25 protein-coding genes, 2 tRNA genes and 2 pseudogenes are annotated in these 25,940 nt (G+C 65.5%); 15 read left to right on the top strand and 14 right to left on the bottom strand.

Annotated elements, in window-relative coordinates:
- Positions 1–220: 220 nt before the first annotated feature.
- Complete coding sequence (locus PXD02_RS15230) at positions 221–433, bottom strand: hypothetical protein (protein WP_275104671.1); 213 nt, start codon at positions 431–433, stop codon at positions 221–223.
- A gap of 411 nt (positions 434–844) precedes the next feature.
- Positions 845–1,132, bottom strand: coding sequence for a hypothetical protein (locus PXD02_RS15225; RefSeq protein ID WP_275104670.1), 288 nt, complete (start codon positions 1,130–1,132; stop codon positions 845–847).
- Between the two features lie 155 nt (positions 1,133–1,287).
- On the opposite strand from PXD02_RS15225, the gene PXD02_RS15220 reads away from it, so the two are divergent.
- The 3 genes from PXD02_RS15220 (at position 1,288) to PXD02_RS15210 (ending at position 3,021) form a co-directional block, all read left to right on the top strand.
- The gene (locus tag PXD02_RS15220; RefSeq protein WP_058097352.1) at positions 1,288–1,515 is read left to right on the top strand and encodes a helix-turn-helix domain-containing protein; all 228 of its coding nucleotides are present in this window, start codon (positions 1,288–1,290) and stop codon (positions 1,513–1,515) included.
- A 548-nt stretch (positions 1,516–2,063) separates the two neighbouring features.
- Positions 2,064–2,405: a COG3415 family protein gene (locus PXD02_RS15215; RefSeq protein WP_275104669.1), complete on the top strand. Its 342-nt coding sequence runs from the start codon at positions 2,064–2,066 to the stop codon at positions 2,403–2,405.
- Positions 2,406–2,451: 46 nt separating this feature from the next.
- The gene (locus PXD02_RS15210; RefSeq protein ID WP_275104668.1) at positions 2,452–3,021 is read left to right on the top strand and encodes a transposase; all 570 of its coding nucleotides are present in this window, start codon (positions 2,452–2,454) and stop codon (positions 3,019–3,021) included.
- Positions 3,022–3,137: 116 nt separating this feature from the next.
- On the opposite strand, the gene PXD02_RS15205 is transcribed toward PXD02_RS15210, so the two are convergent.
- Complete coding sequence (locus tag PXD02_RS15205) at positions 3,138–3,308, bottom strand: deoxyribodipyrimidine photo-lyase (protein ID WP_275104667.1); 171 nt, start codon at positions 3,306–3,308, stop codon at positions 3,138–3,140.
- A gap of 119 nt (positions 3,309–3,427) precedes the next feature.
- Between PXD02_RS15205 and cobA the strand changes: the two genes are divergently transcribed.
- A complete protein-coding gene (gene cobA, locus PXD02_RS15200; RefSeq protein WP_275104666.1) occupies positions 3,428–4,168 on the top strand; it encodes a uroporphyrinogen-III C-methyltransferase in 741 nt (246 codons plus the stop codon).
- 64 nt (positions 4,169–4,232) lie between these two features.
- Here the strand turns inward: cobA and queG are convergent, their stop codons facing one another.
- The 4 genes from queG to PXD02_RS15180 all read right to left on the bottom strand — a co-directional run bounded on the left by queG (position 4,233) and on the right by PXD02_RS15180 (position 7,359).
- Positions 4,233–5,255 (bottom strand): tRNA epoxyqueuosine(34) reductase QueG, encoded by a 1,023-nt coding sequence (queG, locus tag PXD02_RS15195; RefSeq protein WP_275104665.1) that lies wholly within the window; start codon positions 5,253–5,255, stop codon positions 4,233–4,235.
- Between the two features lie 49 nt (positions 5,256–5,304).
- A complete protein-coding gene (gene fzlA / locus PXD02_RS15190) occupies positions 5,305–5,991 on the bottom strand; it encodes an FtsZ-binding protein FzlA (RefSeq protein WP_275104664.1) in 687 nt (228 codons plus the stop codon).
- An 81-nt stretch (positions 5,992–6,072) separates the two neighbouring features.
- Positions 6,073–6,783, bottom strand: a complete 711-nt coding sequence (mtgA, locus tag PXD02_RS15185) for a monofunctional biosynthetic peptidoglycan transglycosylase (protein WP_275104663.1) — start codon at positions 6,781–6,783, stop codon at positions 6,073–6,075.
- Between the two features lie 33 nt (positions 6,784–6,816).
- The gene (locus PXD02_RS15180) at positions 6,817–7,359 is read right to left on the bottom strand and encodes a DUF1269 domain-containing protein (RefSeq protein WP_275104662.1); all 543 of its coding nucleotides are present in this window, start codon (positions 7,357–7,359) and stop codon (positions 6,817–6,819) included.
- A 146-nt stretch (positions 7,360–7,505) separates the two neighbouring features.
- On the opposite strand from PXD02_RS15180, the gene PXD02_RS15175 reads away from it, so the two are divergent.
- A complete protein-coding gene (locus tag PXD02_RS15175; protein ID WP_275104661.1) occupies positions 7,506–7,823 on the top strand; it encodes a hypothetical protein in 318 nt (105 codons plus the stop codon).
- Between the two features lie 80 nt (positions 7,824–7,903).
- Positions 7,904–8,356 (top strand): DoxX family protein, encoded by a 453-nt coding sequence (locus tag PXD02_RS15170; protein ID WP_275104660.1) that lies wholly within the window; start codon positions 7,904–7,906, stop codon positions 8,354–8,356.
- Between the two features lie 102 nt (positions 8,357–8,458).
- Here the strand turns inward: PXD02_RS15170 and PXD02_RS15165 are convergent.
- Positions 8,459–8,543, bottom strand: a tRNA-Leu gene (locus PXD02_RS15165).
- 173 nt (positions 8,544–8,716) lie between these two features.
- Here PXD02_RS15165 and PXD02_RS15160 point away from each other — a divergent pair.
- From PXD02_RS15160 to gltB, 5 genes are all read left to right on the top strand, one after another.
- Positions 8,717–9,703 carry a complex I NDUFA9 subunit family protein gene (locus tag PXD02_RS15160; RefSeq protein ID WP_275104659.1) on the top strand — a complete coding sequence of 329 codons (987 nt, stop codon included), beginning with the start codon at positions 8,717–8,719 and terminating at the stop codon, positions 9,701–9,703.
- Positions 9,703–10,506, top strand: a complete 804-nt coding sequence (locus PXD02_RS15155; RefSeq protein ID WP_473092088.1) for an undecaprenyl-diphosphate phosphatase — start codon at positions 9,703–9,705, stop codon at positions 10,504–10,506. Before PXD02_RS15160 ends, PXD02_RS15155 begins: the two co-directional genes overlap by 1 nt.
- 151 nt (positions 10,507–10,657) lie before the next feature.
- Positions 10,658–12,154, top strand: coding sequence for an NAD(P)-dependent oxidoreductase (locus PXD02_RS15150; RefSeq protein ID WP_275104657.1), 1,497 nt, complete (start codon positions 10,658–10,660; stop codon positions 12,152–12,154).
- A 9-nt stretch (positions 12,155–12,163) separates the two neighbouring features.
- Positions 12,164–12,862 carry a hypothetical protein gene (locus PXD02_RS15145; protein WP_275104656.1) on the top strand — a complete coding sequence of 233 codons (699 nt, stop codon included), beginning with the start codon at positions 12,164–12,166 and terminating at the stop codon, positions 12,860–12,862.
- Complete coding sequence (gltB, locus tag PXD02_RS15140) at positions 12,859–17,397, top strand: glutamate synthase large subunit (protein WP_275104655.1); 4,539 nt, start codon at positions 12,859–12,861, stop codon at positions 17,395–17,397. Before PXD02_RS15145 ends, gltB begins: the two co-directional genes overlap by 4 nt.
- An 803-nt stretch (positions 17,398–18,200) precedes the next feature.
- On the opposite strand, the gene PXD02_RS15135 is transcribed toward gltB, so the two are convergent.
- The 5 genes and pseudogenes from PXD02_RS15135 to PXD02_RS15115 form a co-directional block, all read right to left on the bottom strand.
- The gene (locus PXD02_RS15135; RefSeq protein ID WP_275104654.1) at positions 18,201–19,340 is read right to left on the bottom strand and encodes an NAD(P)/FAD-dependent oxidoreductase; all 1,140 of its coding nucleotides are present in this window, start codon (positions 19,338–19,340) and stop codon (positions 18,201–18,203) included.
- A gap of 39 nt (positions 19,341–19,379) precedes the next feature.
- Complete coding sequence (locus PXD02_RS15130) at positions 19,380–20,207, bottom strand: ABC transporter permease (RefSeq protein WP_275104653.1); 828 nt, start codon at positions 20,205–20,207, stop codon at positions 19,380–19,382.
- Positions 20,204–20,548 (bottom strand): ABC transporter permease, encoded by a 345-nt coding sequence (locus tag PXD02_RS15125; RefSeq protein WP_275106449.1) that lies wholly within the window; start codon positions 20,546–20,548, stop codon positions 20,204–20,206. Before PXD02_RS15125 ends, PXD02_RS15130 begins: the two co-directional genes overlap by 4 nt.
- A 58-nt stretch (positions 20,549–20,606) precedes the next feature.
- Positions 20,607–21,861, bottom strand: a pseudogene (locus PXD02_RS15120) (IS256 family transposase).
- Positions 21,862–21,919: 58 nt separating this feature from the next.
- Positions 21,920–23,061: pseudogene (locus PXD02_RS15115) on the bottom strand (IS3 family transposase).
- A 222-nt stretch (positions 23,062–23,283) separates the two neighbouring features.
- Here PXD02_RS15115 and PXD02_RS15110 point away from each other — a divergent pair.
- Complete coding sequence (locus PXD02_RS15110) at positions 23,284–23,697, top strand: hypothetical protein (RefSeq protein WP_275104652.1); 414 nt, start codon at positions 23,284–23,286, stop codon at positions 23,695–23,697.
- A gap of 39 nt (positions 23,698–23,736) precedes the next feature.
- On the opposite strand, the gene PXD02_RS15105 is transcribed toward PXD02_RS15110, so the two are convergent.
- Positions 23,737–23,813, bottom strand: a tRNA-Arg gene (locus PXD02_RS15105).
- A 99-nt stretch (positions 23,814–23,912) separates the two neighbouring features.
- Here PXD02_RS15105 and PXD02_RS15100 point away from each other — a divergent pair.
- The 3 genes from PXD02_RS15100 to PXD02_RS15090 are packed head-to-tail and all read left to right on the top strand — an operon-like array spanning position 23,913 to position 25,909.
- Positions 23,913–24,932, top strand: coding sequence for a LacI family DNA-binding transcriptional regulator (locus tag PXD02_RS15100; protein WP_275104651.1), 1,020 nt, complete (start codon positions 23,913–23,915; stop codon positions 24,930–24,932).
- Between the two features lie 39 nt (positions 24,933–24,971).
- On the top strand, positions 24,972–25,781 hold the full coding sequence (locus PXD02_RS15095) for a S49 family peptidase (RefSeq protein ID WP_275104650.1): 810 nt from the start codon (positions 24,972–24,974) through the stop codon (positions 25,779–25,781).
- The gene (locus PXD02_RS15090; protein ID WP_275104649.1) at positions 25,778–25,909 is read left to right on the top strand and encodes a hypothetical protein; all 132 of its coding nucleotides are present in this window, start codon (positions 25,778–25,780) and stop codon (positions 25,907–25,909) included. Before PXD02_RS15095 ends, PXD02_RS15090 begins: the two co-directional genes overlap by 4 nt.
- Positions 25,910–25,940 lie beyond the last annotated feature (31 nt).

Genomic DNA, 25,940 nt, shown 5'->3' with positions numbered 1-25,940 from the left:
CCATTTTCTGGGGCTTGTGCAGGACACCAACGGTGCAGCGCCAGCGCAGCCAAGCCGGGTTGGAGATGGGAGATTTTTGACCGGCGGCGGCTTGAAGGGTGCCGCCCGTTGGGCGGCCGCAAACCGCTTTCCGCCCCAGCCTCGTGGGGGCGGTCGGAATGCGGTTTGCGCGCAGCCTGGCCCCGGCCCGCTCGCATCACGACGGGCCGTAGGGACGGGGTCAGGCGAATTCGCTTTCCCAGCAGGCCATCCTCCAGCGCTCATCGCTGTCGGGCAGGTCGATACCGTAGAATTCCAGCACCTGGGTGAGGTCGTAGATGCGCTCTTCCTGCTCCGGTTCGGTCAGCGCGGCCCACCAGTTGCGTGCCTTGACCTCATCCGACTGGAAGATCGATGCGGGCAGTTCGCCTTTGAACAGTTGCAGGGTCATCATGATCTCCTGTCATTTGTCGCTGGGTCGTATCGAGCGCTGCCGCTGATCCGGCGAGGCGGTGGCGGTGGCGGTGGCCCGAACCTCGCCTGAGCATTTCTTAGGCGGAAACCCTCGTTCAGCGCATCAGGTTCCTGCCCTCAGCTCTTCCCACGGAAGCGCCCGGAGGTCCTGGAAGATATCGCAGGGCCGCCAATGCCATCTCTGCATTCACGCCCGCCGGCAGATCGGCGGTATCTCCTTCAGCGATATGCATCAGCCGCGCCCGTAACCTATTCCAGCTGAGGGGGCGGCCGATCGTCATCTTGGCCATCACGACCCGGCTGATGGTGAACGTCACCATGCCCGGGCTGTTCAGGTAGTCAGGCCCACTGCGCCGATATCCGTTGGTTGCGTGTATGGTCCCATGGGAGGTCACTGCTTGTCTTCCGTCATCCACGGCCGGATCGCGTCCAGCACTGCCGCCGATCCGGCGAGGCTGAAGCGGTGGCGCTTGCCGCCCAAGCCGATTTCGACCCATTCCGCCTGTCGGACGTTGTGGACGAAGAGGTTGGTCACACCCATCCCAGCCGTGTCGAAATTGCTCAGCAAGATGTCGCCACCGTCTGCCACGAAATCCAGATTCTCGCCATTCGAGAACAGGATGCTGACCCGTTCGCCCGCCTCGGCGCTGCGGCCGTCCAGCGTCGAGCGGCCCCACACCCCCCGGATCGCCCCGCAAGCTGGGCAGGTCTAGGCCTCGGCGTGCATCTCGGTCATGCAATGCGGACATTGGCGGGGCATCGGTTAGCTCCTTGATGTCGAATGAATGTTAAAACAGGTAGAATTAAAAGCGTCGACGCACAATAGCATTGTGTATGAAGACGACCCCCAGAAGCCCTCTGCGAGACATCGTGGCGCGCAACATGCGCAGGCTGCGGGCCGAGCGCGGCTGGTCACAGGAGTATTTGGCGCATGAATGTGGGTTGAACCGGACCTACCTCAGCGCGGTCGAGCGGTCAGAGCAAAATATCTCTATCGACAACCTATATCGCGTGGCACAGGGGTTCGGTGTGGAGAGCTGGACGCTGCTGAAGGCCGAGTAGTCGGTGGTAAGGGCGGAAGGACTAAACCCGGACACCGGTGCCAGACCCGATCATGCCGCCTCCATCAGCCTGACGGCGGTGTAGCATGGCGCTCGCGGCGACTCCGACGAAGCGGTCGTTGATGCGCGTTGCAGCGATCACCCTGCCTGCGTCCTCGTAACGGACAAGAAGCAGCCGGATGGCGGAGCGAGGAGCATCTCAATGACCATCGAGGCACAGGTCGTCGAGTTTGCGTTGGCTGCGCAAGTGTTTGCTTTCCTTTAGGCTCACCCTCGCCGTGACTTCGCGATCCATGGTTGCCGTTCCGCCCCCCCGTGTGCTAGCGAAGCCAATCGACGGGCGACCGGAACCGGCATCGAAATTTCCTCATCTCTCACCTCCCTGCCTGAATGATGATGTTTCTGCCCACTGGAAGAAAAGCATTAGAGCGCGTTGCTGCTTTCCCGATTCAGGATACCCCTGTGGCTTGATCTGTGATTCCCTGCCCACATGACAGGTGGAGGGATGATATGGGCAGATCGCATCCTATGGCACTCCGGGAACGCGTTGTGGCGTTTGTGGAGGAAGGGAACTCGCACCGTTCAGCCGCTGCGCGGTTCCGGGTTTCGGTGAAGTTCGTCAACGACATGGTGATCCTGAAGCGCGAGACGGGCGGGCTGGAGCCGCGCGCGCAGGGCAATGGTGGTGGTCATGGCAAATTGGTTGGCGTGCGGGACTGGATCACCGCGCGAATGCAGGCGAAACCCGATCTGACACTGAACGACCTGGTCGGCGAACTGGCGGATCATCACGGGACCGCCATTCACCGTGTCTCGGTTTGGCGGTTTTTGCGCGGTCTCGGGCTGACACACGAAAAAAGACCTGCAAGCCGTCGAACGGAAGCGGCCTGAGATCCGGCAGGCACGCCATTTCTGGATCGCACGACGCCAACCGTTCATGCGCAACGCCTTGACGCGCATTGGTTTCACCGACGAGACGTCGCTGAAGACGAACATGGCCAAGGCCACCGGATGGTCTCCAAAAGGCGCGCGCCTTGTCGACCATGTGCCCTTCGGCCACTGGAACACTCAACCCTTCATCGCCGCGCTGCGCCATGACCGGCTGGATGCGCCCTGGGTGATCGACGGTGCCATGAACCGCAAACTGTTCGAGCTCTATGTCGAGACCCAACTGGCCCCGACACTGCGACCGGGCGATGTGATCATTCCGGATAACCTGTCATCGCACAAGAGCCCCAAGGCAGCGGCGACCATGAGCGCCGTCGGCGCGTGGTTCTTATGCTTGCCTCCCTACAGCCCGGATCTGAACCCCATCGAGATCATTCGGGCGTTCACTCGGACCAATGGCGTTCACGCCCTCAAATTCGCGAAACTCAAGGCGCTGATCCGGAGAGCCGCCGCTCGAACCTACGAGGCTTTATGGCAAGCTGTCGGGCAGGTCTGCGAGTTCTTCACCGTTGAGGAATGCTACAACTTCTTCATCGCCGCAGGATATGAAACCGATTAAACGCAACGCGCTCTAGATCCGCAACCGCGACCCAGGCCTGTACCATGCGCATCATCCTTCCGAACCTTGTCCTGCTGGCTGCCGTCGCCTTCGTCGTCTCGCCCATGCCGGGTGGCTCACGGCGGCGACGGGCGCGTCCTTCGGGATGGAGGGATGATGCGCCTGGAACGGGCCTGGGCCGGGTCCAGGATCACCAGGGGGATCACCGGCCCCGCTTGCGCGGCGGCGGCAAGCGCGGCCCGGTCGTCCAGGCGCAGCACGCGGCGAAACCAGCGGATGACGGTCATTGCGCATCTTTCGTTCAGGTCGCGGAACCCGGTTCGCGGCGGCGAAAGTTTCGCCGCCGCAGATTGCCTGGCCCGGCATGGGTGGTATAGCGGGGAAACCCCGGACGAAAGCCGCCCCCTTGCCTGATCCCGCCGCCCATCCCGGTTTCGTGTCCCTGGTCTCGGCCGGGCCGGGCGATCCCGAACTGCTGACGATCAAGGCCGCCCGCCGCCTAGCCGAGGCTCAGGTGGTGCTTTACGACGACCTGGCATCCGGCCCGGTGCTGGACCACGCCGGCCCCCAGGCCGAACTGATCGCGGTGGGCAAGCGCGCGGGCCGCCCCTCGGCCCGGCAGGATCACGTCAATGCGCTGCTGGTCGAACATGCCCAGGCCGGGCTTCGGGTGGTGCGGCTGAAATCGGGCGATGCCGGGTTCTTCGGCCGGCTGGAGGAGGAGCTGGTGGCGCTGGCGGCGGCGGGCATCCCGTTCGAGATCGTGCCCGGCGTCACCTCGGCCAGTGCGGCGGCGGCGGCGGCGGGGATCCCGCTGACCCGGCGGCTGACCGCGCGGCGGGTGCAGTTCATCACCGGCGCCGACGTGACCGGGCAGTTGCCGGGCGACATCAACTGGGCGGCCATCGCCGATCCGGCGGTCACGACCGTGGTCTTCATGGGCCAGCGCAGCTTTCCCGAACTGGCCGCCGGACTGCGCGCCCATGGCCTGCCCGGCGACACGCCCGCGCTGTTCGCGCAATCCGTGGGCCATCCCCATCAGCGGCTGGTCCGCACGACCGTCGACGGGCTGGCGCGGATGATGCAGGCGGCCGAGGTGTCCCAGCCGGGCCTGATCCTGTACGGGCCCTTGGCCTTCGATATCTGAAGACCGGCTGGATCTGCGCGCCATCGCCCTGGGCTATGTCGATGATGCCAGTCACTGCGGCCCGTCAGGCCCGCGCCAGCCGCCCAGCAGCCCAGCGGGCGGCATCGGCGACAGTGGGATCGGGATCCCCCGCCAGCCCGCGCGCCACGGGGGCCAGCCCCGCATCGCCCGAATTGCCGATCGCATACAGCACGTTGCGCACGAACCGATCGCGCCCGATGCGCTTGATCGGGCTGCCGGAAAACCGGTCGCGAAAGCCCGCGTCGTCCAGCACCGCCAACTCCGCCAGCGGCGGGGCGGCGACGATGCCGCGATAGCGCATCTCGGACCCGGCCTGGGCGAACTTGTTCCAGGGACAGACCGCCAGGCAGTCGTCGCAGCCATAGATGCGGTTGCCCAGCAGCGGGCGCAGTTCGGGATCGACCGGGCCCTTGTGTTCGATGGTCAGGTAAGAGATGCAGCGCCGCGCGTCCAGCTGATAGGGCGCCGGAAAGGCGCCGGTCGGGCAGGCGTCCAGGCAGGCGCGGCAGGATCCGCAATGCGAGATCTCGGGCGCGTCGGCGGGCAGGGGGACGGTGGTGAAGATCGACCCCAGGAAGAACCAGCTTCCCAGATCGCGCGACAGCAGGTTGGTGTGCTTGCCCTGCCAGCCCAGCCCCGCCGCCTGCGCCAGCGGCTTTTCCATGACCGGCGCGGTATCGACGAAGACCTTGATCTCTTCGCCCGGCGCCTGCTCCAGCAGCCAGCGGCCCAGCCGCTTCAGCCGCTTCTTGACCAGGTCGTGATAATCGCGTCCTTGGGCATAGACGCTGATCGCCGCCCGGTCGGGCTGGTCCAGAACCGCCAGCGGATCGTGGTCGGGGGTGTATAGCTCGGCCACGACGATCACCGATTTCGCCTCGGGCCAAAGCGCCGCAGGATCGCCGCGCCAATGGGCCCGTTCGGCCATCCAGCCCATCTGCCCGTGCCGCCCGGTATCCAGGAACTGCTGCAACCGCCCGGCCACCTGCGGCACCGCGTCCGGCGTCGTGATGCGCATCCGGGAAAAACCGACCGCCTCTGCCTCGGCCGCCAGACGCTCTTTCATCTTGGCCCAAATATCCTCGGGGGGTCCGGGGGGCGAAGCGCCCCCGGCCTTATCCAAAGTCAAGCTCGGCATAATGGGGGGCCGGATGGATCCCCGGCACCTGATCGGCCAGCACCGACCGGAAGGCCGGGCGCGACTTGATCGTCGCATACCAGTCGCGCAGCACCTCGGAGCGGTCCCAGTCCACGTCCGAGATGTAATCCAGGCAGGAAAAATGCGCGGCCGCCGTGAAATCGGCCAGCGACAGGCTGTTGCCCGCCAGCCAGCGGCGGGTTTCCAGCAGCGTCGTCAGATAGTCGATATGCTCCTTGATCGCGCGCAGCCCGTCCTTGACCACGCGGCTGTCGGGATAGCCCTGACGGGTGATCTTCTTCCAGACCCGCTCGGTCAGGATCGGGACCGTCACCTCGTCGTTGAACTTGTCGTCGAACCAGGCGCACAGCCTGCGCACCTCGTGGCGTTCCAGCGGCGTCGAGGGCATCAGCGCGGGCGAGGGGATGGCCTCGTCCAGGTATTCGATGATCGCCTGGCTTTCGGCCAGCATGTTGCCGCGATGGCGCAGCACCGGCAGCTTTCCGGCCGGATTGCGGCGCTTCAGGTCGGGCGGGCTTTCCCAGTAACGCTCCTCGACCAGTTCGACCTCGATCTTCTTTTCGGCCAGCACCAGCCGCACCTTGCGGCAGAAGGGCGACAGGGCCGAATGGTAAAGCCGGGTGGTCTGGGTGTTGGTATTCATCGCCTGCTTCAGGATTCCTTGCCGTGCAATCGGGCCTTGATAAGCCCGCGCCCGCCCCGTTTCAACCGGAAGGCGCGGCCCTTACAGGCAATCGGCGCGCCCGTCGCGCGCGATCGTCGCCGCGCCGTCCGCGATGGCGCGGGACCGGGCCGAGGCCCGCGCCGGGCTGCGGGTCTTGGGCGCGGGCAGGACGGCGGCAAGGCGCGCGGCCTGCACCGCGGTCAGCTTGTCGGGCGTGGTGCCGTAATAGTCGCGGGCCGCCGCGCCGATCCCGAAGATGCCGGGGCCGAACTCGGCCACGTTCAGATAGACCTCAAGGATGCGGCGCTTGGACCAGAAGGCCTCGATCATCGGGGTGAAGGCGGTTTCCAGAACCTTGCGCGTCCAGCTGCGGCCCTGCCACAGGAACACGTTCTTGGCGGTCTGCTGGGTCAGCGTCGATGCGCCGCGCGACGACCCCGAGGCCACGACCCGGCGGATTTCCACCATGTCGAAGCCCCAGTGCAGGCAGAAATTCGCATCCTCGGCCGCGACCACCGACCGGCGCATGACCGGGGCGATGTCGTCGATGTCCACCCAGCGGCGCGGCGCGGTCGCCTCGGCCACGACGGTCCAGGTGGTCGGCGGGTTGACCAGGGCATAGAACATCACCAGGGCCAGCATCAGCGCCAGGAACCGCAGGGCCAGCCAGCGCGCCCAGGTCAGCAGGCGCCGCAGCGGGCGCCAGCGGACCCGGCGCAGCGTCGAGGCCGGATCCTCGGCGGGGGGGCTGAACAGGATGCGCAGGACCATGGCGTGCCATGTCCCACGCAGGCCCGCCTTGCGTCAAGCGCCCGTGGCGGGGGGCGTCGCCGGGGGCGCCGGGGGCACCGGGGCGGCATCGCCCGACAGCGCGTCGCGCAGCCGGTCCTCGTCCTGCCGGGACAGCGAGGTCTGCAAGACCCGGCCCCGGCGGTGGAAGGATTGCAGCCGGTCCAGCACCTTGTCGGCGGTCATCTTGCGCAGCAGCACGAAGACCGCCGACCCGCCCGGCGGCAGGGCGCGGGCCGTGTCGCGCATGAAGTCGTCGTTGATGCCGATATCGGTCAGCCGCCCGGCAAGCGCGCCCGAGGCCGCGCCGACCGCCGCCCCGATCAGCGGGTTCAGGAACACCAGCCCCACCAGCGTCCCCCAGAAGCCGCCGCCAAGCGCGCCCGCGGCGGTCAGGTTCACCGCCTGATGCAGCTGGATGTCGTCCTCGGCCCGGCGGGTGACGACGACCGCGTCCTCCATCTCGATCAGATAGTCGCGCTGCATCTTCACCAGTTCGGCGCGCAGCTCGAATCCGGTGGCCTCGTCGTCGAAGGCGATCACGATCAGTTCCGACATGGTTTTCCCTTCCGTGCAGGATGTCCTTGTGCCGACCATGCTAGCCGCAGGTTTCACCATTGTGAACGAGGAAGGTGGAAAAGGCTTGATCGCCCAAGCCCCGCTGCGGCATAGCGGGGCCATCCGCAACGATCCGGCCCTGTTGGATGAAAGTTCTTGCCACATTGATGCTGATGGTCTCGCTTCTGGCGATGTCCGTCGCGGTGGCAAGCGCGGAGATCGCGCGGCCTCCATGCAGCGCCCAGATCCGCGCCGACGACATGTGCTATGCGGCGGCCCTGCCCGGCAGCCAGGCCGAGACGGCCAAGAAACCGGGCCTCTGCTTCGTCTGCCTGGCGCCCGGTGGCGGCGGCGCGGAACCGGCGCGGCCGGGTTTCCGGGTCGTCACGGCCTTCGGCGCGGCGGTGCCGGCCGATGCCCGCGGGACTTGTCCCTGGCGCCCGCCACAGGCCCGATCTTCCTGACTGCCTCAATCCTGCCCTTCGGGGCTGACGCCGTTATCCTTGCGCCGCAGCAGGCGGTCGCAAGCTGCTGGAGATCGACAATGACCCATTACGACACCACCACCGACACCCGCTTCATCATCCCTAAACTGCAAGGGCTTTATGCCGCGCTGTCGCCGCTGAGCGTGCTGTACATGCGCCTGATCGCGGGGATTGCCTTCATGGTCCATGGCTGGCCCAAGATCAACGCGCCGATGGGCGCCCTGGGCATGGTCGAGGGGCTGGGCTTCCATCCCGGCTGGTTCTGGGCGCCGCTGCTGGCCGCGACGGAATTCCTGGGCGGGCTGCTGCTGACCCTGGGCCTGCTGACCCGACCGGCGGCCTTCGCCACCTCCATCGTGCTGTGCGTCACCACCTATTTCCACTGGGTCGCCCAGGCCGAGGGCTTCGGCGGCGCGGAAAAATCGCTGCTGTGGCTGGCGATCACGCTGTATTTCGTGGCCCATGGCGGCGGCCGTTTCTCGGTCGACCGGGCCATCGGCAAGCAGTTCTAAGATCGGCGGGGCGGGCACCGTCCCGCCCCCTGGCCGCCCCCTGGCCAGGGTCCGCAACAGCAAAAAGCCCCCGGAAAACCGAAGTTTTCCGGGGGCTTTTTATGGTGCCCAGAAGAGGACTCGAACCTCCACGCCTTGCGGCACACGGACCTGAACCGTGCGCGTCTACCAATTCCGCCATCTGGGCCAACTGGTGTGAGGCGGGTCTCTAAAGCCAGTCGCGGGGGGCGTCAATGGGGTGACGCGGAAATCCTGCGAAAAACTGTCGCGCCGCCCCGGCGGGCCTGCCGCCGCCTTGCCGCGCGCCCCGCGCTTGGGTAAGGAACGGACGGATATCGGCATTCAGGAGGCGGGACGCCCATGGCGAAACTGGTCACGATTTACGGCGGATCGGGCTTTGTCGGCCGGCAGGTCGCGCGGCTGATGGCCAAGGACGGCTGGCGCGTGCGCATCGCCGTGCGCCGCCCGGACGAGGCGCTGTTCACCCGCACCTATGGCGCGGTGGGCCAGGTCCAGCCGGTGCTGTGCAACATCCGCGACGACCTGTCGGTGCGCGCCGCCATGGCCGGGGCCGATGCGGTGGTGAACTGCGTCAACATCCTTGCGCCCAGAGGCAAGAGCACCTTCCAGGCCGTGTTCCAGGACGGCGCCGAACGCGTCGCCCGGCTGTCGGCGGAGATGGGCGTGGCGCGGATCGTCCATATCTCGGGCCTGGGCGTCGATCCCGAATCGGCCAGCCCCTATATCGCGGCCAAGGGGCGGGGCGAATCGGCGGTGCTGACGCATCGCCCCGACGCGGTGATCCTGCGGCCCTCGGTCATGTTCGGGCCGGGCGACACATTCTATAACCGCTTCGCCGCGATGACGCGACTTGGCCCGCTGCTGCCGGTGATCGGCGCCAGAACGCGGATGCAGCCGGTCTTCGTCGACGACGTGGCGCTGGCCGCCGTCAAGGGCGCCACCGGCGAGGCCGCGCCCGGCATCTATGAACTGGGCGGTCCCGACGTGATGACCGTGAAAGAGGTGGCCGAGCAGGTGTTGCGCGCCACGATGCGCAGGCGCGCGGTGGTGAACCTGCCCTTCTGGGCCGCGACGCTGGGCGCGCGGGTGCTGGGCCTCGCGCAGCTTCTGACCGGCGGGCTGTTCACCAATTCCATCCTGACGCGCGACCAGATCGCCCTGCTGCGCGCCGACAACGTGGTCTCGGCGGGCGCGCGCGGCTTTGCCGATCTGGGCATCCAGCCCGTCGCGGCGGAAGCGGTGATCGAGGACTATCTGTGGCGGTTCCGCCCCTCGGGGCAATACGACGCGATCAAGCAGTCGGCCAAGAACCTGCGCGCCGAATGATGTCCGACAACACCATTGCCGCCGCGATCCTCGGGGTTCTCGAAGGGCTGACCGAGTTCATTCCGGTGTCCTCGACCGGGCATATCCTGCTGGCCGGGCATTTCCTGGGCTTCGATTCGCCCGGCCGGTCGTTCGAGGTGCTGATCCAGCTTGGGGCGCTGCTGGCGATCCTGGGCGTCTATTCCGCGCGGATCATCCAGATCCTGTCGGCCGCGCCCCGCGACCCCGCCGCCCGGCGCTTTGTCGGCGCGGTGCTGCTGGCCTTCACGCCCGCCGTGGTGATCGGGCTTCTGGCGCATGGCTTCATCAAGTCGGTGCTGTTCGAGACGCCGGTGCTGATCGCGGTGATGCTGATCCTGGGCGGGATCGTGCTGCTGTGGGTGGACCGCAGGGCCGACCATCCCGTCTATGCGCGGGCCGAGGATTTTCCCCTGTCGATGGCCTTCAAGATCGGGCTGTTCCAATGCCTTGCGATGATCCCCGGCGTATCGCGGTCCGGCGCGACCATCGTCGGCGGGCTGCTTCTGGGGGCGGACAAGCGCGCGGCGGCCGAATTTTCGTTCTTCCTGGCGATGCCGACGATGCTGGGGGCCTTTGCCCTGGATCTGTTCAAGAACCGCGACATCCTGGATGCAAGCGCCCTGGGCAATATCGCCATCGGCTTCATCGCGGCCCTTCTGAGCGCGCTGGTGGTGGTGCGCTGGCTGCTGAACCATGTGTCGCAGCATGGCTATGCCCTGTTCGGCTGGTGGCGGATCGTGGTGGGCTGCGTGGTTTTGCTGGCGCTTTGGGCTGGTTGGTAAGCTTTGCTGACCTAATTATGGCGGGCAGCCGCCATTTATTTGCCCTGCGCGCCAAAAATATGGGGTTTAGGTCAGCATAGCTGACTTTTAATGATTTCCGCCTTGGTTTATTGCGGCTGCACAAGTTCCCGTTCCGGAAGGTCGCGCAGCCATGGCCACGCAGAAGATGCTCAAATTCGTCTCGACCCCGCGCGAGATGCCGGTCAAGCGCCCGGCAACCGAACGCAGCGAGGACTTTCACGAGATTTACCGGGAATTCGCCGATGCCAAGGCGGCCGAGCAGGCGAGCCGGTGCAGCCAGTGCGGCGTGCCCTATTGCCAGAGCCATTGCCCGCTGCACAACAACATCCCCGACTGGCTGCGCCTGACCGCAGAAGGCCGGCTTGAGGAAGCCTATCGCGTCAGCCAGGCGACCAACACCTTCCCGGAAATCTGCGGCCGCATCTGCCCGCAGGACCGGCTGTGCGAAGGCAACTGCGTGATCGAGCAGTCGGGCCACGGCACCGTCACCATCGGGTCCATCGAGAAATACATCACCGACACCGCCTGGGAACGCGGCTGGGTCCAGCCCGCCGCCCCGGTGATGGAACGGTCCGAAAGCGTCGGCATCATCGGTGCGGGGCCGGGCGGGCTGGCGGCGGCGGACATGCTGCGCCGCCAGGGCTTCCAGGTCACCGTCTATGACCGCTATGACCGCGCGGGCGGGCTGATGACCTATGGCATCCCCGGCTTCAAGCTGGAAAAGGACGTGGTGATGCGCCGCAACGTGCTGTTGCAGGATGGCGGCGTGGACTTCGTGCTGAACTGCGACGTGGGCCAGGACATCAGCTTCGACGCCATCCGGGGCAAGCATGACGCGGTGCTGATCGCGACGGGCGTCTACAAGACCCGCGATCTTGACATCGACAACGCCGATGCGGGCGGCGTGGTCCGCGCCATCGACTATCTGACGGCTTCGAACAGGGTCGAGTTCGGCGACGAGGTGCCCGATTTCGAGGATGGCGAGCTGAATGCGCGGGGCAAGCGCGTGATCGTCATCGGCGGCGGCGACACCGCGATGGACTGCGTGCGCACCGCGATCCGCCAGGGCGCGCTGTCGGTGAAATGCCTGTATCGCCGCGACCGCGCCAACATGCCGGGGTCGCAGCGCGAGGTCCAGAACGCCGAGGAAGAAGGCGTCGAATTCGTCTGGATGTCGGCGCCCGGTTCCTTCATCGGCCATGTCCCCGGCGTTGCCATGCAGGCGCAGGAAGCCGATGTGGACGGCCCGACAGGCAGGCTGGCGCAGATCGCGCAGGTCCGCGTCCAGAAGATGCGGCTTGGCGCGCCGGACGTGTCGGGCCGCCAGACGCCCGAACTGATCGAGGGTGCCGATTACGACGAACCCGCCGATCTGGTCATCAAGGCCCTGGGTTTCGAGCCCGAGGATCTGCCCAGGCTGTGGGGCGTCGACGGGCTGGAGGTCACCCGCTGGGGCACCATCAAGGCCAATTTCCAGACCCACCAGACCAGCCTGCCCGGAGTCTTCGCCGTGGGCGACATCGTGCGCGGCGCGAGCCTGGTCGTCTGGGCGATCCGCGACGGGCGCGAGGCCGCCGAATCCATCGCCGGATACCTGACCGGCGAAGCCCGCATCGCGGCGGAATAGGGGGCGGTGATGCTGCGGATCCCTCTGATCCTGGGGCTGGCCCTGGCCGCGTCGGCGGGCCATGCCGCCAATTTCACGCCGCCCAAGGGCTGCCAGTTGCAGGCGACGGTGCAGAACCGGGGCTGTTCGGTCAGCCAATATTACCAATGCCAGGCCGACCCGGCGGGCCATCAGCGCACGGCGATCTTCGGCAAGGACGGGCTGCGCCACCTGTCGCGCATCGACGCCGAAACCCGCTGGATCGAAAGCAGCGATCCCAATACCGGGCTGGCCGATTTCCTGGTCGAACGGTCCAAGGATCACGCCAGCTTCAAGACGCTGCTGGAAACCGGCCAGGACGATTTCGATTTCTGGACCGAATCCAACACCGGCGAACGCCTGCGCAACGTGGGCCAGGACATCCTGACCGGCGAGACGGTCGAGATCGACGGCGAGACCCTGGAGGTCACGCGCTTCCAACTGAAGACCTATGACGCGAACGGCGAATTGCTGATCGAACGCAGCGGCCAGCAGTTCATCAGCCGCAAGATGGGCCGCTTTTTCGGCGGCGTCGAGGTGCAGTCCGACTGGACCGGCGCGCGTCAGGAAACCAATGACAGCCCCGTCACCTTCGCCTTTCCCGGCGAGGCAGGCTTCGGGGACGCCGAACCGCAATACGACTGCGATCAGTTGCTGACGCAGCTTCTGCACGAAAGGGCCTGGCGATGAGCAAGGATTGGCAGCAGGAAGAACAGGCCCGCCGCGACTGGATGGCCGAACACAGCCTCTATCGCGAGGAGGACGAGCATTCGTCCTGCGGCGTGGGGCTGGTGGTCAATATCGACGGCAAGCCCTCGCGCAAGGTGGTGCAGTCCGGGATCGACGCGCTGAAGGCGATCTGGCATCGCGGCGCGGTGGACGCCGACGGCAAGACCGGCGACGGCGCGGGCATCCATGTGCAGATCCCGGTGCCGTTCTTCTATGACCAGGTGCGCCGCACGGGTCACGAGCCTGACCACAATAAGCTGATCGCCGTGGGCCAGGTGTTCCTGCCGCGCACCAATTTCGCCGCCCAGGAAGCCTGCCGGACCATCGTGGAATCCGAGGTTCTGCGCATGGGTCATTACATCTATGGCTGGCGCCACGTCCCGGTGAACACCGCCGTGCTGGGCGAAAAGGCCAACGCCACCCGCCCCGAGATCGAGCAGATCCTGATCCGCTGCGAAAAGGACATCGACCAGGTCCGCTTCGAACGCGAGCTTTACATCATCCGCCGCCGGATCGAAAAGGCCGCCGTCGCGGCCCAGGTCGCGGGCCTGTATTTCTGCTCGCTGTCCTGCCGGTCGATCATCTACAAGGGCATGATGCTGGCCGAACAGGTCGCGGAATTCTATCCCGACCTCAAGGACGACCGCTTCGAGAGCGCCTTCGCGATCTATCACCAGCGGTATTCGACCAACACCTTCCCGCAATGGTGGCTGGCCCAGCCCTTCCGCATGTTGGCCCATAACGGCGAGATCAACACGCTGAAGGGCAACCTCAACTGGCTGCGCAGCCATGAAATCCGCATGGCCAGCAGCGCCTTTGGCGAGGCGGCCGAGGATATCAAGCCGATCGTCCCGGCCGGGTCGTCGGATTCGGCCGCGCTGGACGCGGTGTTCGAGGTGATGGTCCGGTCGGGCCGGTCCGCGCCGATGACCAAGACCATGCTGGTCCCGGAAAGCTGGTCCAAGGCCACCACTGACATGCCGCGCGCCTGGGCCGACATGTATGCCTATTGCAACGCCGTGATGGAGCCGTGGGACGGTCCCGCCGCCCTGGCGATGACGGACGGCCGCTGGGTCTGCGGCGGGCTGGACCGCAACGGGCTGCGGCCCATGCGCTATGTCGTGACGGCCGACAACATGCTGATCGCTGGATCCGAGGTCGGCATGGTCCCCGTCGACGAGATGAGCGTGCGCGAAAAGGGCGCGCTTGGGCCGGGGCAGATGATCGCCGTCGATATGTGGGACGGCAAGCTGTATCACGACCATGCCATCAAGGACCGCCTGGCGGGCAGCCAGCCCTTTGGCGAATGGCTGGAAAAGGTCGTGGATCTCAGCCACAAGATGAAGGATCTGCCCGAGAACGCCGCCTATACCGGCGAGGTTCTGCGCCGCCGCCAGCTTGCCGCAGGCTATACGCTGGAGGATATGGAGCATGTCCTGTCCCCCATGGCCGAGGATGGCAAGGAATCCATCGCGTCCATGGGCGATGACACGCCGCCCGCGGTCCTGTCGAACCAGTATCGGCCGATGTCGCATTTCTTCCGGCAGAACTTCAGCCAGGTGACCAACCCGCCCATCGACAGCTTGCGCGAAACGCGGGTGATGTCGCTGAAGACGCGGTTCGGCAACCTCAAGAACGTGCTGGACGAAAGCAGCGCGCAGACCGAAATCCTGGTGCTGGAAAGCCCCTTCGTCACCAATTCCGAACTGGACGACATGTGCCGGATGTTCGGCGAGGCCGTGACCAAGATCGACTGCACCTTCCCGGCGGGCGCCGGTCCCGACGCCCTGGGCGAGGGCTTGGCCCGCATCCGCGCCGAGGCCGAGGATGCCGTCCGGTCCGGCGCGGGCCATCTGGTGCTGTCGGATGAGGGGCAGGGCGACGACCGCGTGGCGATGCCGATGATTCTGGCGACAAGCGCGGTGCACAGCTGGCTGACGCGCAAGGGGCTGCGGACCTTCTGTTCGCTGAACGTGCGGGCGGCGGAATGCCTGGATCCGCATTACGTCGCCGTCCTGATCGGCTGCGGCGCGACCACGGTGAACCCCTATCTGGCGCAGGATTCCATCAGCGACCGGATCGAACGCGGGCTGATCGCCGCCGACCTGTTCGACGCGATGGAATCCTATCGCCAGGCGGTGGATGCGGGCCTGCTGAAGATCATGGCGAAGATGGGAATTTCCGTCATCTCGTCCTATCGCGGCGGCCTGAACTTCGAGGCCGTGGGCCTGTCCCGCGCCATGGTGGCCGAATATTTCCCCGGAATGCAGTCGCGGATTTCCGGCATCGGGTTGCACGGGCTGCAAGCCAAGCTGGAGGATCTGCACCGCCGCGCCTTCCACGGCGACAATGCGGATCTGCTGCCGGTCGGCGGCTTCTACAAGATGCGCCGGTCGGGCGAAAAGCACGCCTGGGACGCCAGCACCATGAAGCTGTTGCAGGTGGCCTGCGACAAGGCGTCCTATGACGTGTGGAAGCAATACAGCACGACCATGCGGGCCAACCCGCCGATCCATATCCGCGATCTGCTGGACATCAAGCCGCTGGGCAAGCCCGTGCCGATCGAGGAGGTGGAAAGCATCACCAGCATCCGGAAGCGCTTCGTGACGCCGGGCATGTCGCTGGGGGCGCTGTCGCCCGAGGCGCATATGACGCTGAACATCGCCATGAACCGCATCGGCGCCAAATCCGACAGCGGCGAGGGCGGCGAGGATCCGGCGCATTCCCATCCGCTGCCGAATGGCGACAACCCCTGCGCCAAGATCAAGCAGGTGGCGTCCGGCCGCTTCGGCGTCACCGCCGAATACCTGAACGCCTGCGAGGAGTTGGAGATCAAGGTCGCCCAGGGTGCCAAGCCCGGCGAGGGCGGCCAGCTGCCCGGCATGAAGGTCACCGACCTGATCGCCCGGCTGCGCCATTCGACCAAGGGCGTCACGCTGATCAGCCCCCCGCCGCACCACGACATCTATTCCATCGAGGATCTGGCGCAGCTCATCTATGACCTGAAGCAGATCAACCCGCGCGCCAAGATCACGGTGAAGCTGGTGGCGTCTTCAGGCGTCGGCACCATCGCGGCGGGCGTGGCCAAGGCCAAGGCCGACATCATCCTGATCTCGGGCCATAACGGCGGCACCGGGGCCTCGCCTGCCACGTCGATCAAGTTCGCGGGCCTGCCCTGGGAAATGGGCCTGACCGAGGCGCATCAGGTTCTGGCGATGAACCGCCTGCGCGAACGGGTGACGCTGCGCACCGACGGGGGCCTGCGCACCGGCCGCGACATCGTGATGGCGGCGATGATGGGGGCCGAGGAATACGGCATCGGCACCGCCGCGCTGATCGCCATGGGCTGCATCATGGTGCGCCAGTGCCAGTCGAACACCTGCCCGGTGGGCGTCTGCACTCAGGACGAACGCCTGCGCGCCATGTTCACCGGCAGCGCCGACAAGGTGGTGAACCTGATCACCTTCTATGCGCAAGAGGTCCGCGAGATCCTGGCCAGCATTGGCGCGCGGTCGCTGGACGAGGTGATCGGCCGCGCCGACCTGCTCACCCAGGTCAGCCGGGGGGCCGCGCATCTGGACGATCTGGACCTGAACCCGCTGCTGATCACCGTCGATGGCGCCGACAAGATCGTCTATGACCGGTCGAAGCCCCGCAACGCCGTGCTGGAAACCCTGGACGCCGAGATCGCCCGCGACGCCGCCCGCTTCTTCGAGGATGGCGAGAAGATGCAGCTGTCCTATGCCGTGCGGAACACCCATCGGACCATCGGCACCCGCACATCGTCGCTGATCGTGCAGAAATTCGGGATGCGCAACAGCCTGCAACCCGACCACCTGACGATCCGCCTGACCGGCAGCGCCGGGCAGTCGCTGGGCGCCTTTGCCGCTCCGGGGTTGAAGATCGAGGTGTCCGGCGACGCCAACGATTATGTCGGCAAGGGCCTGTCGGGCGGCACCATCGTGGTGCGCCCGCCGATGTCCTCGCCCCTGGTCGCGGCGGACAACACGATCATCGGCAACACGGTGCTGTATGGCGCGACCGACGGCTACCTGTTCGCGGCAGGGCGCGCCGGGGAACGCTTCGCGGTGCGCAACAGCGGCGCCACCGTGGTGATCGAGGGCTGCGGCAGCAATGGTTGCGAATACATGACCGGCGGCGTCGCGGTGATCCTGGGCCGGATCGGCGCCAATTTCGGCGCGGGCATGACGGGCGGGATGGCATACCTGTATGACCCGCAGGGGGTGGCGCGCGACTATATCAACCCGGAAACCCTGGTGATGTGCGCCGTGACCAGGCAGCATTGGGAAGACCAGTTGAAGGGCCTGGTGGAGCGGCACATGAGGGAAACCGGCTCGCGCCGCGCCGCCGACATCCTTCAGGACTGGGAGGTCGAGAAGGCCAACTTCCTGCAAGTCTGCCCGAAGGAGATGCTGATCCACCTGCCGCATCCGATCATGGACGTGGAGGAACCAGCCGCCGTCCCGGCCGAATAGGCCGGCGCTTGCCCACCACCCTCGGGCGCGTCCCTGCGGGCGCGCCCGATTGCGTTTCGGCCTATCTCTGGCGAAGGGAACCTTGCTGTAAGCCCATCGGCTGACCGGCGAGGGCCGGTTATCTCGAAAGCCGCTAAACCGCTGGCTGAGATAAAGTTGCGTGTTATTCGGAGAGGATTTTCCGCCGTTTTCGAAAATTGCTTGAAGCGCGCGAATCGAAAATATGGTGAGCCCGACAGGATGCCGAGAGGCGAGGCTTTATCCAAAAATTTCGAGGCCGAAAGGCGGGGCGCATGGGGCGTTTACTGCCCCTTGCAGGACAAAGCCATGCGGAAGTTCAGATCCGCATCGCACTCATGAACCGCTCTACATCACTCGGCACGCCCGAGACCGTCCGCATGCGCTGAATATAGACGGGAAAGGGATACTTCCGACCTCATCCCGAATAGCGCAACAAAGCCACGCGGCTTTGGAAACTGCGCCCATGGCCGCATAACCAACCGTAATCAGCCTCCGGCAAACCCGGAGCGGTTCAGTCCCGTGTTCAATCGGGCCATCCCGACGATTATCGGTTTCTCCCGTTTGCCGGAGAGGTGTGGCCCTCACGACGCGCAGAGGCGGTTAGCGTCACTTCTTTCCAGCGTCTCGCCCGCGCATCAGCCAACGGTCGGCTGCTTCCATCCTGGCGTAGACCAGGGGCATGAACTACGGTTTGCCGCTGAAGAATGGAATCAGGCGCGGTGGACGGAAATCGAAAGCCGTCCGTCCGGCTTCCTCGTTGCCGAGTATCTGCTGCGCCGCCGTCATGCCCAGCCAGCGCGCCCACACACCACGCCGGAGCCGCAATAGCCGGCGGCGTAGACCACCCCGTCCTTCCTGAAAACGCGCGGGATCAAGTCGCGGTGCATCGCCACGTAGCCGAACCAGCTATGGGAAATCGGCGTCTGCGCAAGTTCGGGAAAGATACGCGCCATCTCGGTCCTCAGGTGGTCGGTGGGCCAGGCGGGATCCCCCGAGACCGTTCCGTCGCGCCCGCCGAAGAGGATGCGCGTGCCATCGGGGGACGGGCGATAGCAATAGCTGAGTTCCCGGCCGTCGCTGTACATCATCAGGGGTGGCATAAGGCGTGCCATGACATCGGCCGGAAGCGGCTCGGTCGCGATGATGCGGCTGCGGATCGGCACCAGACGGCGACGCAGCCATCTGTCCGAAGCGTCGGTGTAGCCGTTCATGCAACTGAGCACCGCGCCTGCCCGGACAGAGCCGCGGGAGGTGGTCACGATGAAGCCGCCGCCGTTCCGTTCCGTCGACAGCACGGCTGTGCCGCCCTGAACGGCGGTGCCGGCGGCCTGCGCGACGCGCAACATGCCGGCGTGGAACTTCGCCGGATGAAGCCCGCCGATGTCCATGCGGACATTTCCGCCGCGATAAAAATCCGTGCTGATGTAGCGATGCTGTTCGGAAGGGGGAACCGCATAGGATTCGATGCCCAGCGTCTTCGCCAGCGCTTCCGCGCCGCGCGCACCCGCCTCGTACTCCTTTTCGGTGATCGCACCCGAGAAACGTCCGGACAACTGGTAGTCGCAGTCGATCTTTTCCTCGGTGATGAAGCGGCGAAGGTCTTCCCGCGCTTCCTTGCCCTCGGCCTGGATGTCGAGCGCGCGCCTCTCTCCGAAACTGCGCACGAGCGATGCGTGCGAAGGGCGGATATTGCCGCTGGTGATGCCGCCATTGCGGCTCGAGGCTCCTTCGCCGGGACGCTGGCGGTCGAGCACCAGCACCGAGCGGCCGCCGCGGGCGAGGGGGATTGCCGCCCCAAGTCCGGTATAACCGGCCCCGATGAGAAGGATATCGACCTGGGCTGGAAGGCTTTGCTCGGGCGGAACGGGCGGAGGCGCGGCTTCCCACCAGTATGGGGTGGACTTCACGGAGGAATCGGACATGGCGCAGAACCTTGGGCGAAGAACCTTGAAGCGAAAAACTCAGGCGGCGGTGAGCTTTTCAATGCCGTAGAGAGCGTTGACGACGAGAAGGGCGACCACTGCGATCAGCATCTGGATGGTCGAGATGGCGGCGATCGAGGGATCGAACTGGTTCTGCATGTAACTCAGCATCACCACGGGCAGGGTGTTGGTCGTGGAACTGCCGAAAAAGAAGGACAGCGGCAGGTTGTCGAGCGAGATCAGCACCGCGAACATGCCGCCGGCGAAGATTCCGGGGCGGATCATCGGCATCGTTACATGCCAGAACGTCCTCCAGCGCGACGCGCCGAGCACGGCCGCCGCTTCCTCGAAATCGGGCGGTACCGCGCGGTAGACCGCCAGAACGGTGCGCGCAATGTAGGGGATGGACACGACGGTATGGGTAATCAGCAGTGAGGTGAACGACACGCCCATGGCCAGCGCCGACAGCATGTAGAGCAGCGAGAAGCCGAGCACGATCGCTGGCACCGAGATCGGAACCAGCAGGAAGGTCGAGACGGCATTAGCGGCGAAGCTCGGCGTGCGCGCCGCACAGAGGGCTGCGGGGAGGCCCAGCATCGCTCCGATGACCGCCGACGACACGGCGATCTGGATGCTGACTTTCAGTGACTGCATGAAAGGTTCGTATTCGAAGGCGCGCGCATACCATTGCGGGCTCAGGCCCGGCATGGGAAAGCCGATATAGGTAGCGCTCGAAAAGGAGACGACGACTACGACCAGGATGGGCAGGAGAAGGAACGCCATGAAGGCGAGCACATAGAGGCCGAGTCCGAGGGCGACGAAGTTGCGCCGCTTGCGTCGCCGCGCCGGCGCGGCGGGTGCGTTCATGATTTTATTCCCTTGCGGCGGACGAAGCGCAACTGGACAACCAGTGCGATAACCGAGCACAGCAGCAGGATGTTGCCCATGGCTGCGGCGAAGGCCACTTCCTGCGTGAGCGTGAACTGCTGATAGATGAGCAGCGACAGGGTGGTGACCTTGCCTCCACCGAGGAGCAGCATGGTCAGGAAGCTGCCATTGGTCAGCACGAAGACGAGGATGCAGCCGGTGGCGATGCCGTCGAGGCTGAGCGGCAGCGTGATGCGGGTGAATGCCTGGAACTGGCTGGCGCCGAGAATCTGCGCCGATTCCTCCAGCCGCTGGTCGATGCCCTGTAGAACTGCGGTGATGGAAAGGGGAGTGTCCTGAACTTTGTGTATCCGGGCCGGTCCATGCGGTTTGGGATACTCAAGCGTCGAAGCGCTCGCCGAACATTATGGCGAACTGATTGCGGGCCGCAAACCATTCCCGGACATTTCGGCCGTCCTTCTCGAAGTTACGGATGGCTAGGTAGATCAGCTTGGTCGCGGCCTCGTCGGTCGGGAAGGAACCCCGCGTCTTGATCGTTTTCCGGATCACGCGGTTCAGGCTCTCGATGGCATTCGTCGTGTAGATGATCTTGCGGATCGCCGGATCGAAGCCGAAGAACGGGATCACTTCCTGCCAAGCCCTGCGCCAGGCCGGGGCGATGGACGGGTATTTCCCAGCCCATTTTTCCTCGAAGGCGTCGAGTTCGGCCTCGGCCATATCGGCCGTCGGGGCGCTGTAAATCCGGCGCAGATCGGCGGCCACGCCCTTGCGGTCCTTCCAGGAACAGAAGTTCAGGGAATGGCGCACCAGATGCATCGAGCCATGGGAACGCCACTGGTCCGAGTGACCATGGCGAGGGCAGGTCTGGACCATGGCGTTCGGGAAGGCCGCGCTGATCGCCTCGGGGAAACCCTTCAGCCCGTCCACGACCGCGATCAGGACGTCCTGCGTGCCCCGGTTCTTCAGCTCGTTCATCACCGAGAGCCAGAACTTGGCGCCTTCATTTTCGGCGACCCACAGGCCCAGAACCTCGCGCAGGCCGTCTCGAGTGACGCCGAGGGCGACATACACGGCCTTGTTCTTCACCGTCCGGCTGTCGGCATCGCGGATCTTCACCCGCAGGGCGTCGAAGATCACGATCGGATACATCCGCTCCAACGCCCGGCTCTGCCATTCCCGGACCTCGTCCAGGACGGCGTCAGTGACGCGGCTGATCAGGTCGGGCGAGACCTTCAGGCCATAGAGATCGAGCAGATGGGCCTGGATATCCCGGACTGTCAGCCCGGCCGCGTAGAGTCCGATGATCTTGCCATCCATCCCGTCGATTCCGGGTCTGGCCCTTCTTCACCAGTTCCGGTTCGAAGCTGCTGTCGCGGTCGCGGGGCACCGCAACCGGCATCTCGCCGTCCTGCCCCTTCAGCACCTTGGTCGAGGCGCCATTCCGGCGGATGCTCTGACCCGGAGGGGCTTCCTTGCCATCTTCATAGCCAAGATGCGCCGTCAGCTCCGCGCCCAGCATCCGCTCCATCAGCTTGATCTTCAACTCTTTCATCAGCCCGCTGTCGCCGAGCAGGTCCTCAGGGCGCTTTACTCCCTTCAGCAGTTCGTCCAGCAGTTCCTTGGAAATCGTCATGCATGCTTCCTTTCGAAGAAGCATGGACCGGATCTCTCATTGAATAGCCTCGAGTTTCTTAGACGCCTTCCCGTCTCATCATCTGCCGTCGCTCGAACTCTGCGGGCGACAGCATTCCGTTTCTCGCATGTTTGCGCTTCGGGTTATAGAACATCTCGATATAATCGAACACGTCCTGCCTTGCGTCTTCGCGGGTCCGGTAGGTCCTGCGCCTGATCCGTTCGCGCTTGAGCAGGTTGAAGAAGCTCTCGGCAACAGCGTTGTCGTGACAGTTGCCACGGCGGCTCATGGAATGCTCAAGATTGTGGGCGCGCAGGAATGCTGCCCAGTCCATGCTGGTGAACTGGCTGCCCTGATCTGAATGAACCAGCACCTTGGTCTTCGGCTTGCGCCGCCAGACGGCCATCAGCAGGGCCTGCAGAACGACATCTGTCGTCTGCCGACTTTGCATCGACCAGCCAACCACACGCCGGGAATAGAGATCGATGACCACCGCGAGGTAGGCGAACCCCTCTTGCGTCCGGATGTAAGTGATATCGGTCACCCAGACCTTGTCCGGGGCCTCGACGTTGAACTGCCGGTCGAGGGTGTTGTCGACCACGACCGACGGCTTGCCGCCATAACTTCCGGGGCGGCGCTTGTAGCCGATCTGCGCCTTGATCCCCGCAAGCTGCGTCAATCGGGCGACCCGGTTCGGACAAATGCTTTCGCCCTGTTCAACCAGATCATCATGCAGCTTGCGGTAGCCGTAGACCTTGCCGCTCTCGGCCCAAGCCTTCTGCAGCAGTTCGGTCTGGCGCCTGTCTTCCTGGGCTCGCGCGCTCACCGGCGCCTGCAGCCAGGCATAGAACCCGCTCGGCTGGATGCGCAGGCACCGGCACATCGCACGGATGGAAAACTGACCCCGATGCTCGGCCACGAACGCGTATCTCACTTTGCATCCCTGGCGAAATACGCGGTGGCTTTATTTAGGATGTCACGTTCCTCCGATACCCGGACCAGCTCTCGCTTCAGTCGTCAGATCTCGGCATCCTTTGCCGTCTCACCCGACACCGCCTTCGCGAACTTGCGCTTCCAGGCATAGAGCGAGTGCGTGCTCACCCCGAGCCGCTCAGAGACCTCCTTGGCCGGGTAGCCCCGCTCCGTGATCTGCGCCACCGCATCGCGCTTGAAATCGTCAGTGAAATTACCTGTGCCCATCATGGCCTCCTTGCCTCAAAGTTAGCGAAAAAGGCGTCCACGAAACATGGGGCTATTCATGTCCTTGGCCTGCCGGAGTCACCTACACCGGCCGGGGTGGTAGCGGGGCAGTTCGGCCGCATTGGGCAGTCGAGGAACGGGCCTGCCTCGCTTTGCAGAGCCTTGCTGTGGCGGCTGGCGTTGACCTGGAGCAGGTGGCCGAACGCATCAGTAAAGGAGGCGATGATGCTGACAATGACGCATGAGCCTATGAGCGGCCATTTCGCCAAATGGCACCTCGGGCGCGGCGAGACTGGTAACCCGCTGGTGCTGCATCGCTTCGCGGCTCCTGACAACGGGCCGCACCATGACCACCAGTTCGACTGCCGCAGCTACATCCTGCATGGGGGCTATTCCGAAGAGGTTTTGCACCCTGACGGCAGCATGGAGCTTCGGCACCACAGCCCCGGCGATGTGGTGGAAATCCCGCACGATCACACTCACCGCATTATTGATTTGCACGAGGGCGAGGCGATCACGCTGGATGAGGTGCTTGGCCCCAAGGTCCAGGAATCTGGTTTCTTCGAATGGAGAAACGGGCAGATGTGGCAACGGCGGTGGAACGAATCGGAGTTCGTGCCGGTTCGAGGAACCTAAAAGCACCCCCATAGTAACAAGTTAAGGCGTTGATCTAATTGGTGACCCCGACAGGACTTGAACCTGTAACCTGCCCCTTAGGAGGGGGCTGCTCTATCCAGTTGAGCCACGGGGCCGCCTGTGTCCTTTTGACCGCTGGCGGGCGGTTTGGCAAGGTTGTCGCGGGGTCCGATGGACGCTAACATCCGGCAAAGACCTGATCCATCCGGTGCCCGATGAATGTTCCGCGACCCCGCCGCCCCCTGACCCTGCGCGATGTTTCCGAAGCCTCGGGCGTGTCGGAGATGACCGTCAGCCGGGTTCTGCGCAACCGGGGCGACGTGTCGGCGGCGACGCGGGAAAAGGTGCTGACGGCGGCCAAGACGCTGGGCTATGTCCCCAACAAGATCGCGGGCGGGCTGGCAAGCCAGCGGGTCAACCTGGTCGCGGTGGTGATTCCGTCGCTGTCGAACCTGGTCTTTCCCGACGTGCTGGGCGGGGTCTCGGCCGAGCTGGACGACACCGGCCTGCAACCGGTGATCGGCGTCACCAACTATTCCCCCGCGCGAGAGGAGATGGTGCTGTATGACATGCTGTCCTGGCGCCCGTCCGGCGTGATCCTGGCGGGGCTGGAACACAGCAAGGCCTCGCGCGCCATGCTGGCCAATTCCGGCATTCCGGTGGTCGAGATCATGGATGTGGACGGCGAGGGGATCGACACCATCGTCGGCATTTCCCACCGCCGCGCGGGGCGCGAGATGGCGGCGCGGATCCTGGCCGCGGGCTATCGCCGGATCGGCTTCGTCGGCACCCACATGCCCGAGGATCACCGCGCCCGCAAGCGCCTGGCCGGGTTCGAGGAGGGCCTGGCCGAGGCCGGGGTGTCGCTGGAGGCGCGCGAATATTACCAGGGCGGATCGTCGCTGCTGAAGGGGCGCGAGCTGACCGAACGGATCCTGACCCGCGCGCCGGACTTGGATTTCCTGTATTTCTCGAACGACATGATCGGGGCGGGGGGGCTGCTCTACTGCCTGGACAAGGGCTATGACATCCCCAACCGGATCGGGCTGGCGGGGTTCAACGGCGTCGATCTGCTGCACGGGCTGCCGGTGCGGCTGGCCACGACCGATGCGCGCCGCGTCGATATCGGGCGGCGCGCGGCGCGGCTGGTCGCGGGCAAGGATGCGATCCCGGAGGACCGCATCGTCGCGCTGACGCCGACCTTCCTGCCGGGCGACACGATCCGCGACGCGTGACGCTTGTGATGGCGCGGGCGGGTGATTAAGTCTGCCGCCATGCGTATTCCCTTTCTCGACCGTCTGACGAACAAAGGCCCCCGCGTGTCGGTGATCCGCCTGCACGGCGCCATCGGCATGGCCGGGCGCGGCGGCGCGCTGTCCGATGCGGCGCTTGCCCCGGTGATCGAACGCGCCTTTCGCAGGGGCAAGCCCGCGGCGGTGGCGCTGTCGATCAATTCGCCCGGCGGATCGCCGGTGCAGTCGTCGCTGATCGCCGCGCGGATCCGGCGCCTGGCGGATGAGACGAAGACTCCCGTCCATGCCTTTGTCGAGGATGTGGCGGCCTCGGGCGGGTATTGGCTGGCCTGCGCGGGGGACCGGATCTGGGCCGACGAAAGCTCGATCCTGGGGTCGATCGGGGTGATCTCGGCCGGGTTCGGGTTCCAGGATCTGATCGCCCGCTGGGGGATCGAGCGGCGGGTGCATACGGCGGGCCGGTCGAAATCCACGCTGGATCCGTTCCGCCCCGAACGCCCCGAGGATGTGGAGCGCCTGCGCAACGTGCTGGAGCCGATCCACCGGGCCTTCAAGGATCACGTCACCGCCCGGCGCGGCGACCGTCTGGCGGCGGATCGCGACCTGTTCACCGGCGAATTCTGGGCCGGGCGGCAGTCGGTGGATCTGGGGCTGGCCGACGGCATCGGCCATCTGGTGCCGCAGATGAAGGCGCTTTACGGCGACAAGACCCGCTTCGTCGTCCACAGCCCCCGCCAGACGCTGTTCCGCAGGCTGGGCCTGTCCGCGGGGACCGTGCTGGACGCCGCCCAGGAACGCGCCGCCTTCGCCCGCTTCGGTGCGGGGGGATGAGCGTCCGCGTCGTCATCCTGTTCCTGCTGGTGATGGTCGGGCTGGCGCTGCTGCGCGGCCCGGCCTTCCGCCGCGCCATCGCGCGCCTCCTGGGAATCCCGCCCTCGCGCCGGGGTCCGCGCGGCTAGGCCGCGACAGGTTGTCCCCGCCGGGGCAAGA

This window comes from Paracoccus sp. S3-43 (assembly GCF_029027965.1).
Taxonomy (GTDB): Bacteria; Pseudomonadota; Alphaproteobacteria; order Rhodobacterales; family Rhodobacteraceae; genus Paracoccus.
The sequence above is the reverse complement of the archived record's forward strand: the minus strand, read 5'-3'. Positions and strand labels throughout refer to the sequence as shown.

Excerpts from the sequence above, each read along its gene's own strand:
- PXD02_RS15230 (WP_275104671.1), bottom strand. The coding sequence starts at position 433 with ATGATGACCCTGCAACTGTTCAAAGGCGAACTGCCCGCATCGATCTTC.
- PXD02_RS15220 (WP_058097352.1), top strand. The coding sequence starts at position 1,288 with ATGAAGACGACCCCCAGAAGCCCTCTGCGAGACATCGTGGCGCGCAAC.
- PXD02_RS15210 (WP_275104668.1), top strand. The coding sequence starts at position 2,452 with ATGCGCAACGCCTTGACGCGCATTGGTTTCACCGACGAGACGTCGCTG.
- PXD02_RS15205 (WP_275104667.1), bottom strand. The coding sequence starts at position 3,308 with ATGACCGTCATCCGCTGGTTTCGCCGCGTGCTGCGCCTGGACGACCGG.
- queG (WP_275104665.1), bottom strand. The coding sequence starts at position 5,255 with ATGAAAGAGCGTCTGGCGGCCGAGGCAGAGGCGGTCGGTTTTTCCCGG.
- fzlA (WP_275104664.1), bottom strand. The coding sequence starts at position 5,991 with ATGAATACCAACACCCAGACCACCCGGCTTTACCATTCGGCCCTGTCG.
- mtgA (WP_275104663.1), bottom strand. The coding sequence starts at position 6,783 with ATGGTCCTGCGCATCCTGTTCAGCCCCCCCGCCGAGGATCCGGCCTCG.
- PXD02_RS15180 (WP_275104662.1), bottom strand. The coding sequence starts at position 7,359 with ATGTCGGAACTGATCGTGATCGCCTTCGACGACGAGGCCACCGGATTC.
- PXD02_RS15175 (WP_275104661.1), top strand. The coding sequence starts at position 7,506 with ATGAAAGTTCTTGCCACATTGATGCTGATGGTCTCGCTTCTGGCGATG.
- PXD02_RS15170 (WP_275104660.1), top strand. The coding sequence starts at position 7,904 with ATGACCCATTACGACACCACCACCGACACCCGCTTCATCATCCCTAAA.
- PXD02_RS15160 (WP_275104659.1), top strand. The coding sequence starts at position 8,717 with ATGGCGAAACTGGTCACGATTTACGGCGGATCGGGCTTTGTCGGCCGG.
- PXD02_RS15155 (WP_473092088.1), top strand. The coding sequence starts at position 9,703 with ATGTCCGACAACACCATTGCCGCCGCGATCCTCGGGGTTCTCGAAGGG.
- PXD02_RS15150 (WP_275104657.1), top strand. The coding sequence starts at position 10,658 with ATGGCCACGCAGAAGATGCTCAAATTCGTCTCGACCCCGCGCGAGATG.
- PXD02_RS15145 (WP_275104656.1), top strand. The coding sequence starts at position 12,164 with ATGCTGCGGATCCCTCTGATCCTGGGGCTGGCCCTGGCCGCGTCGGCG.
- gltB (WP_275104655.1), top strand. The coding sequence starts at position 12,859 with ATGAGCAAGGATTGGCAGCAGGAAGAACAGGCCCGCCGCGACTGGATG.
- PXD02_RS15135 (WP_275104654.1), bottom strand. The coding sequence starts at position 19,340 with ATGTCCGATTCCTCCGTGAAGTCCACCCCATACTGGTGGGAAGCCGCG.
- PXD02_RS15130 (WP_275104653.1), bottom strand. The coding sequence starts at position 20,207 with ATGAACGCACCCGCCGCGCCGGCGCGGCGACGCAAGCGGCGCAACTTC.
- PXD02_RS15110 (WP_275104652.1), top strand. The coding sequence starts at position 23,284 with ATGATGCTGACAATGACGCATGAGCCTATGAGCGGCCATTTCGCCAAA.
- PXD02_RS15100 (WP_275104651.1), top strand. The coding sequence starts at position 23,913 with ATGAATGTTCCGCGACCCCGCCGCCCCCTGACCCTGCGCGATGTTTCC.
- PXD02_RS15095 (WP_275104650.1), top strand. The coding sequence starts at position 24,972 with ATGCGTATTCCCTTTCTCGACCGTCTGACGAACAAAGGCCCCCGCGTG.
- PXD02_RS15090 (WP_275104649.1), top strand. The coding sequence starts at position 25,778 with ATGAGCGTCCGCGTCGTCATCCTGTTCCTGCTGGTGATGGTCGGGCTG.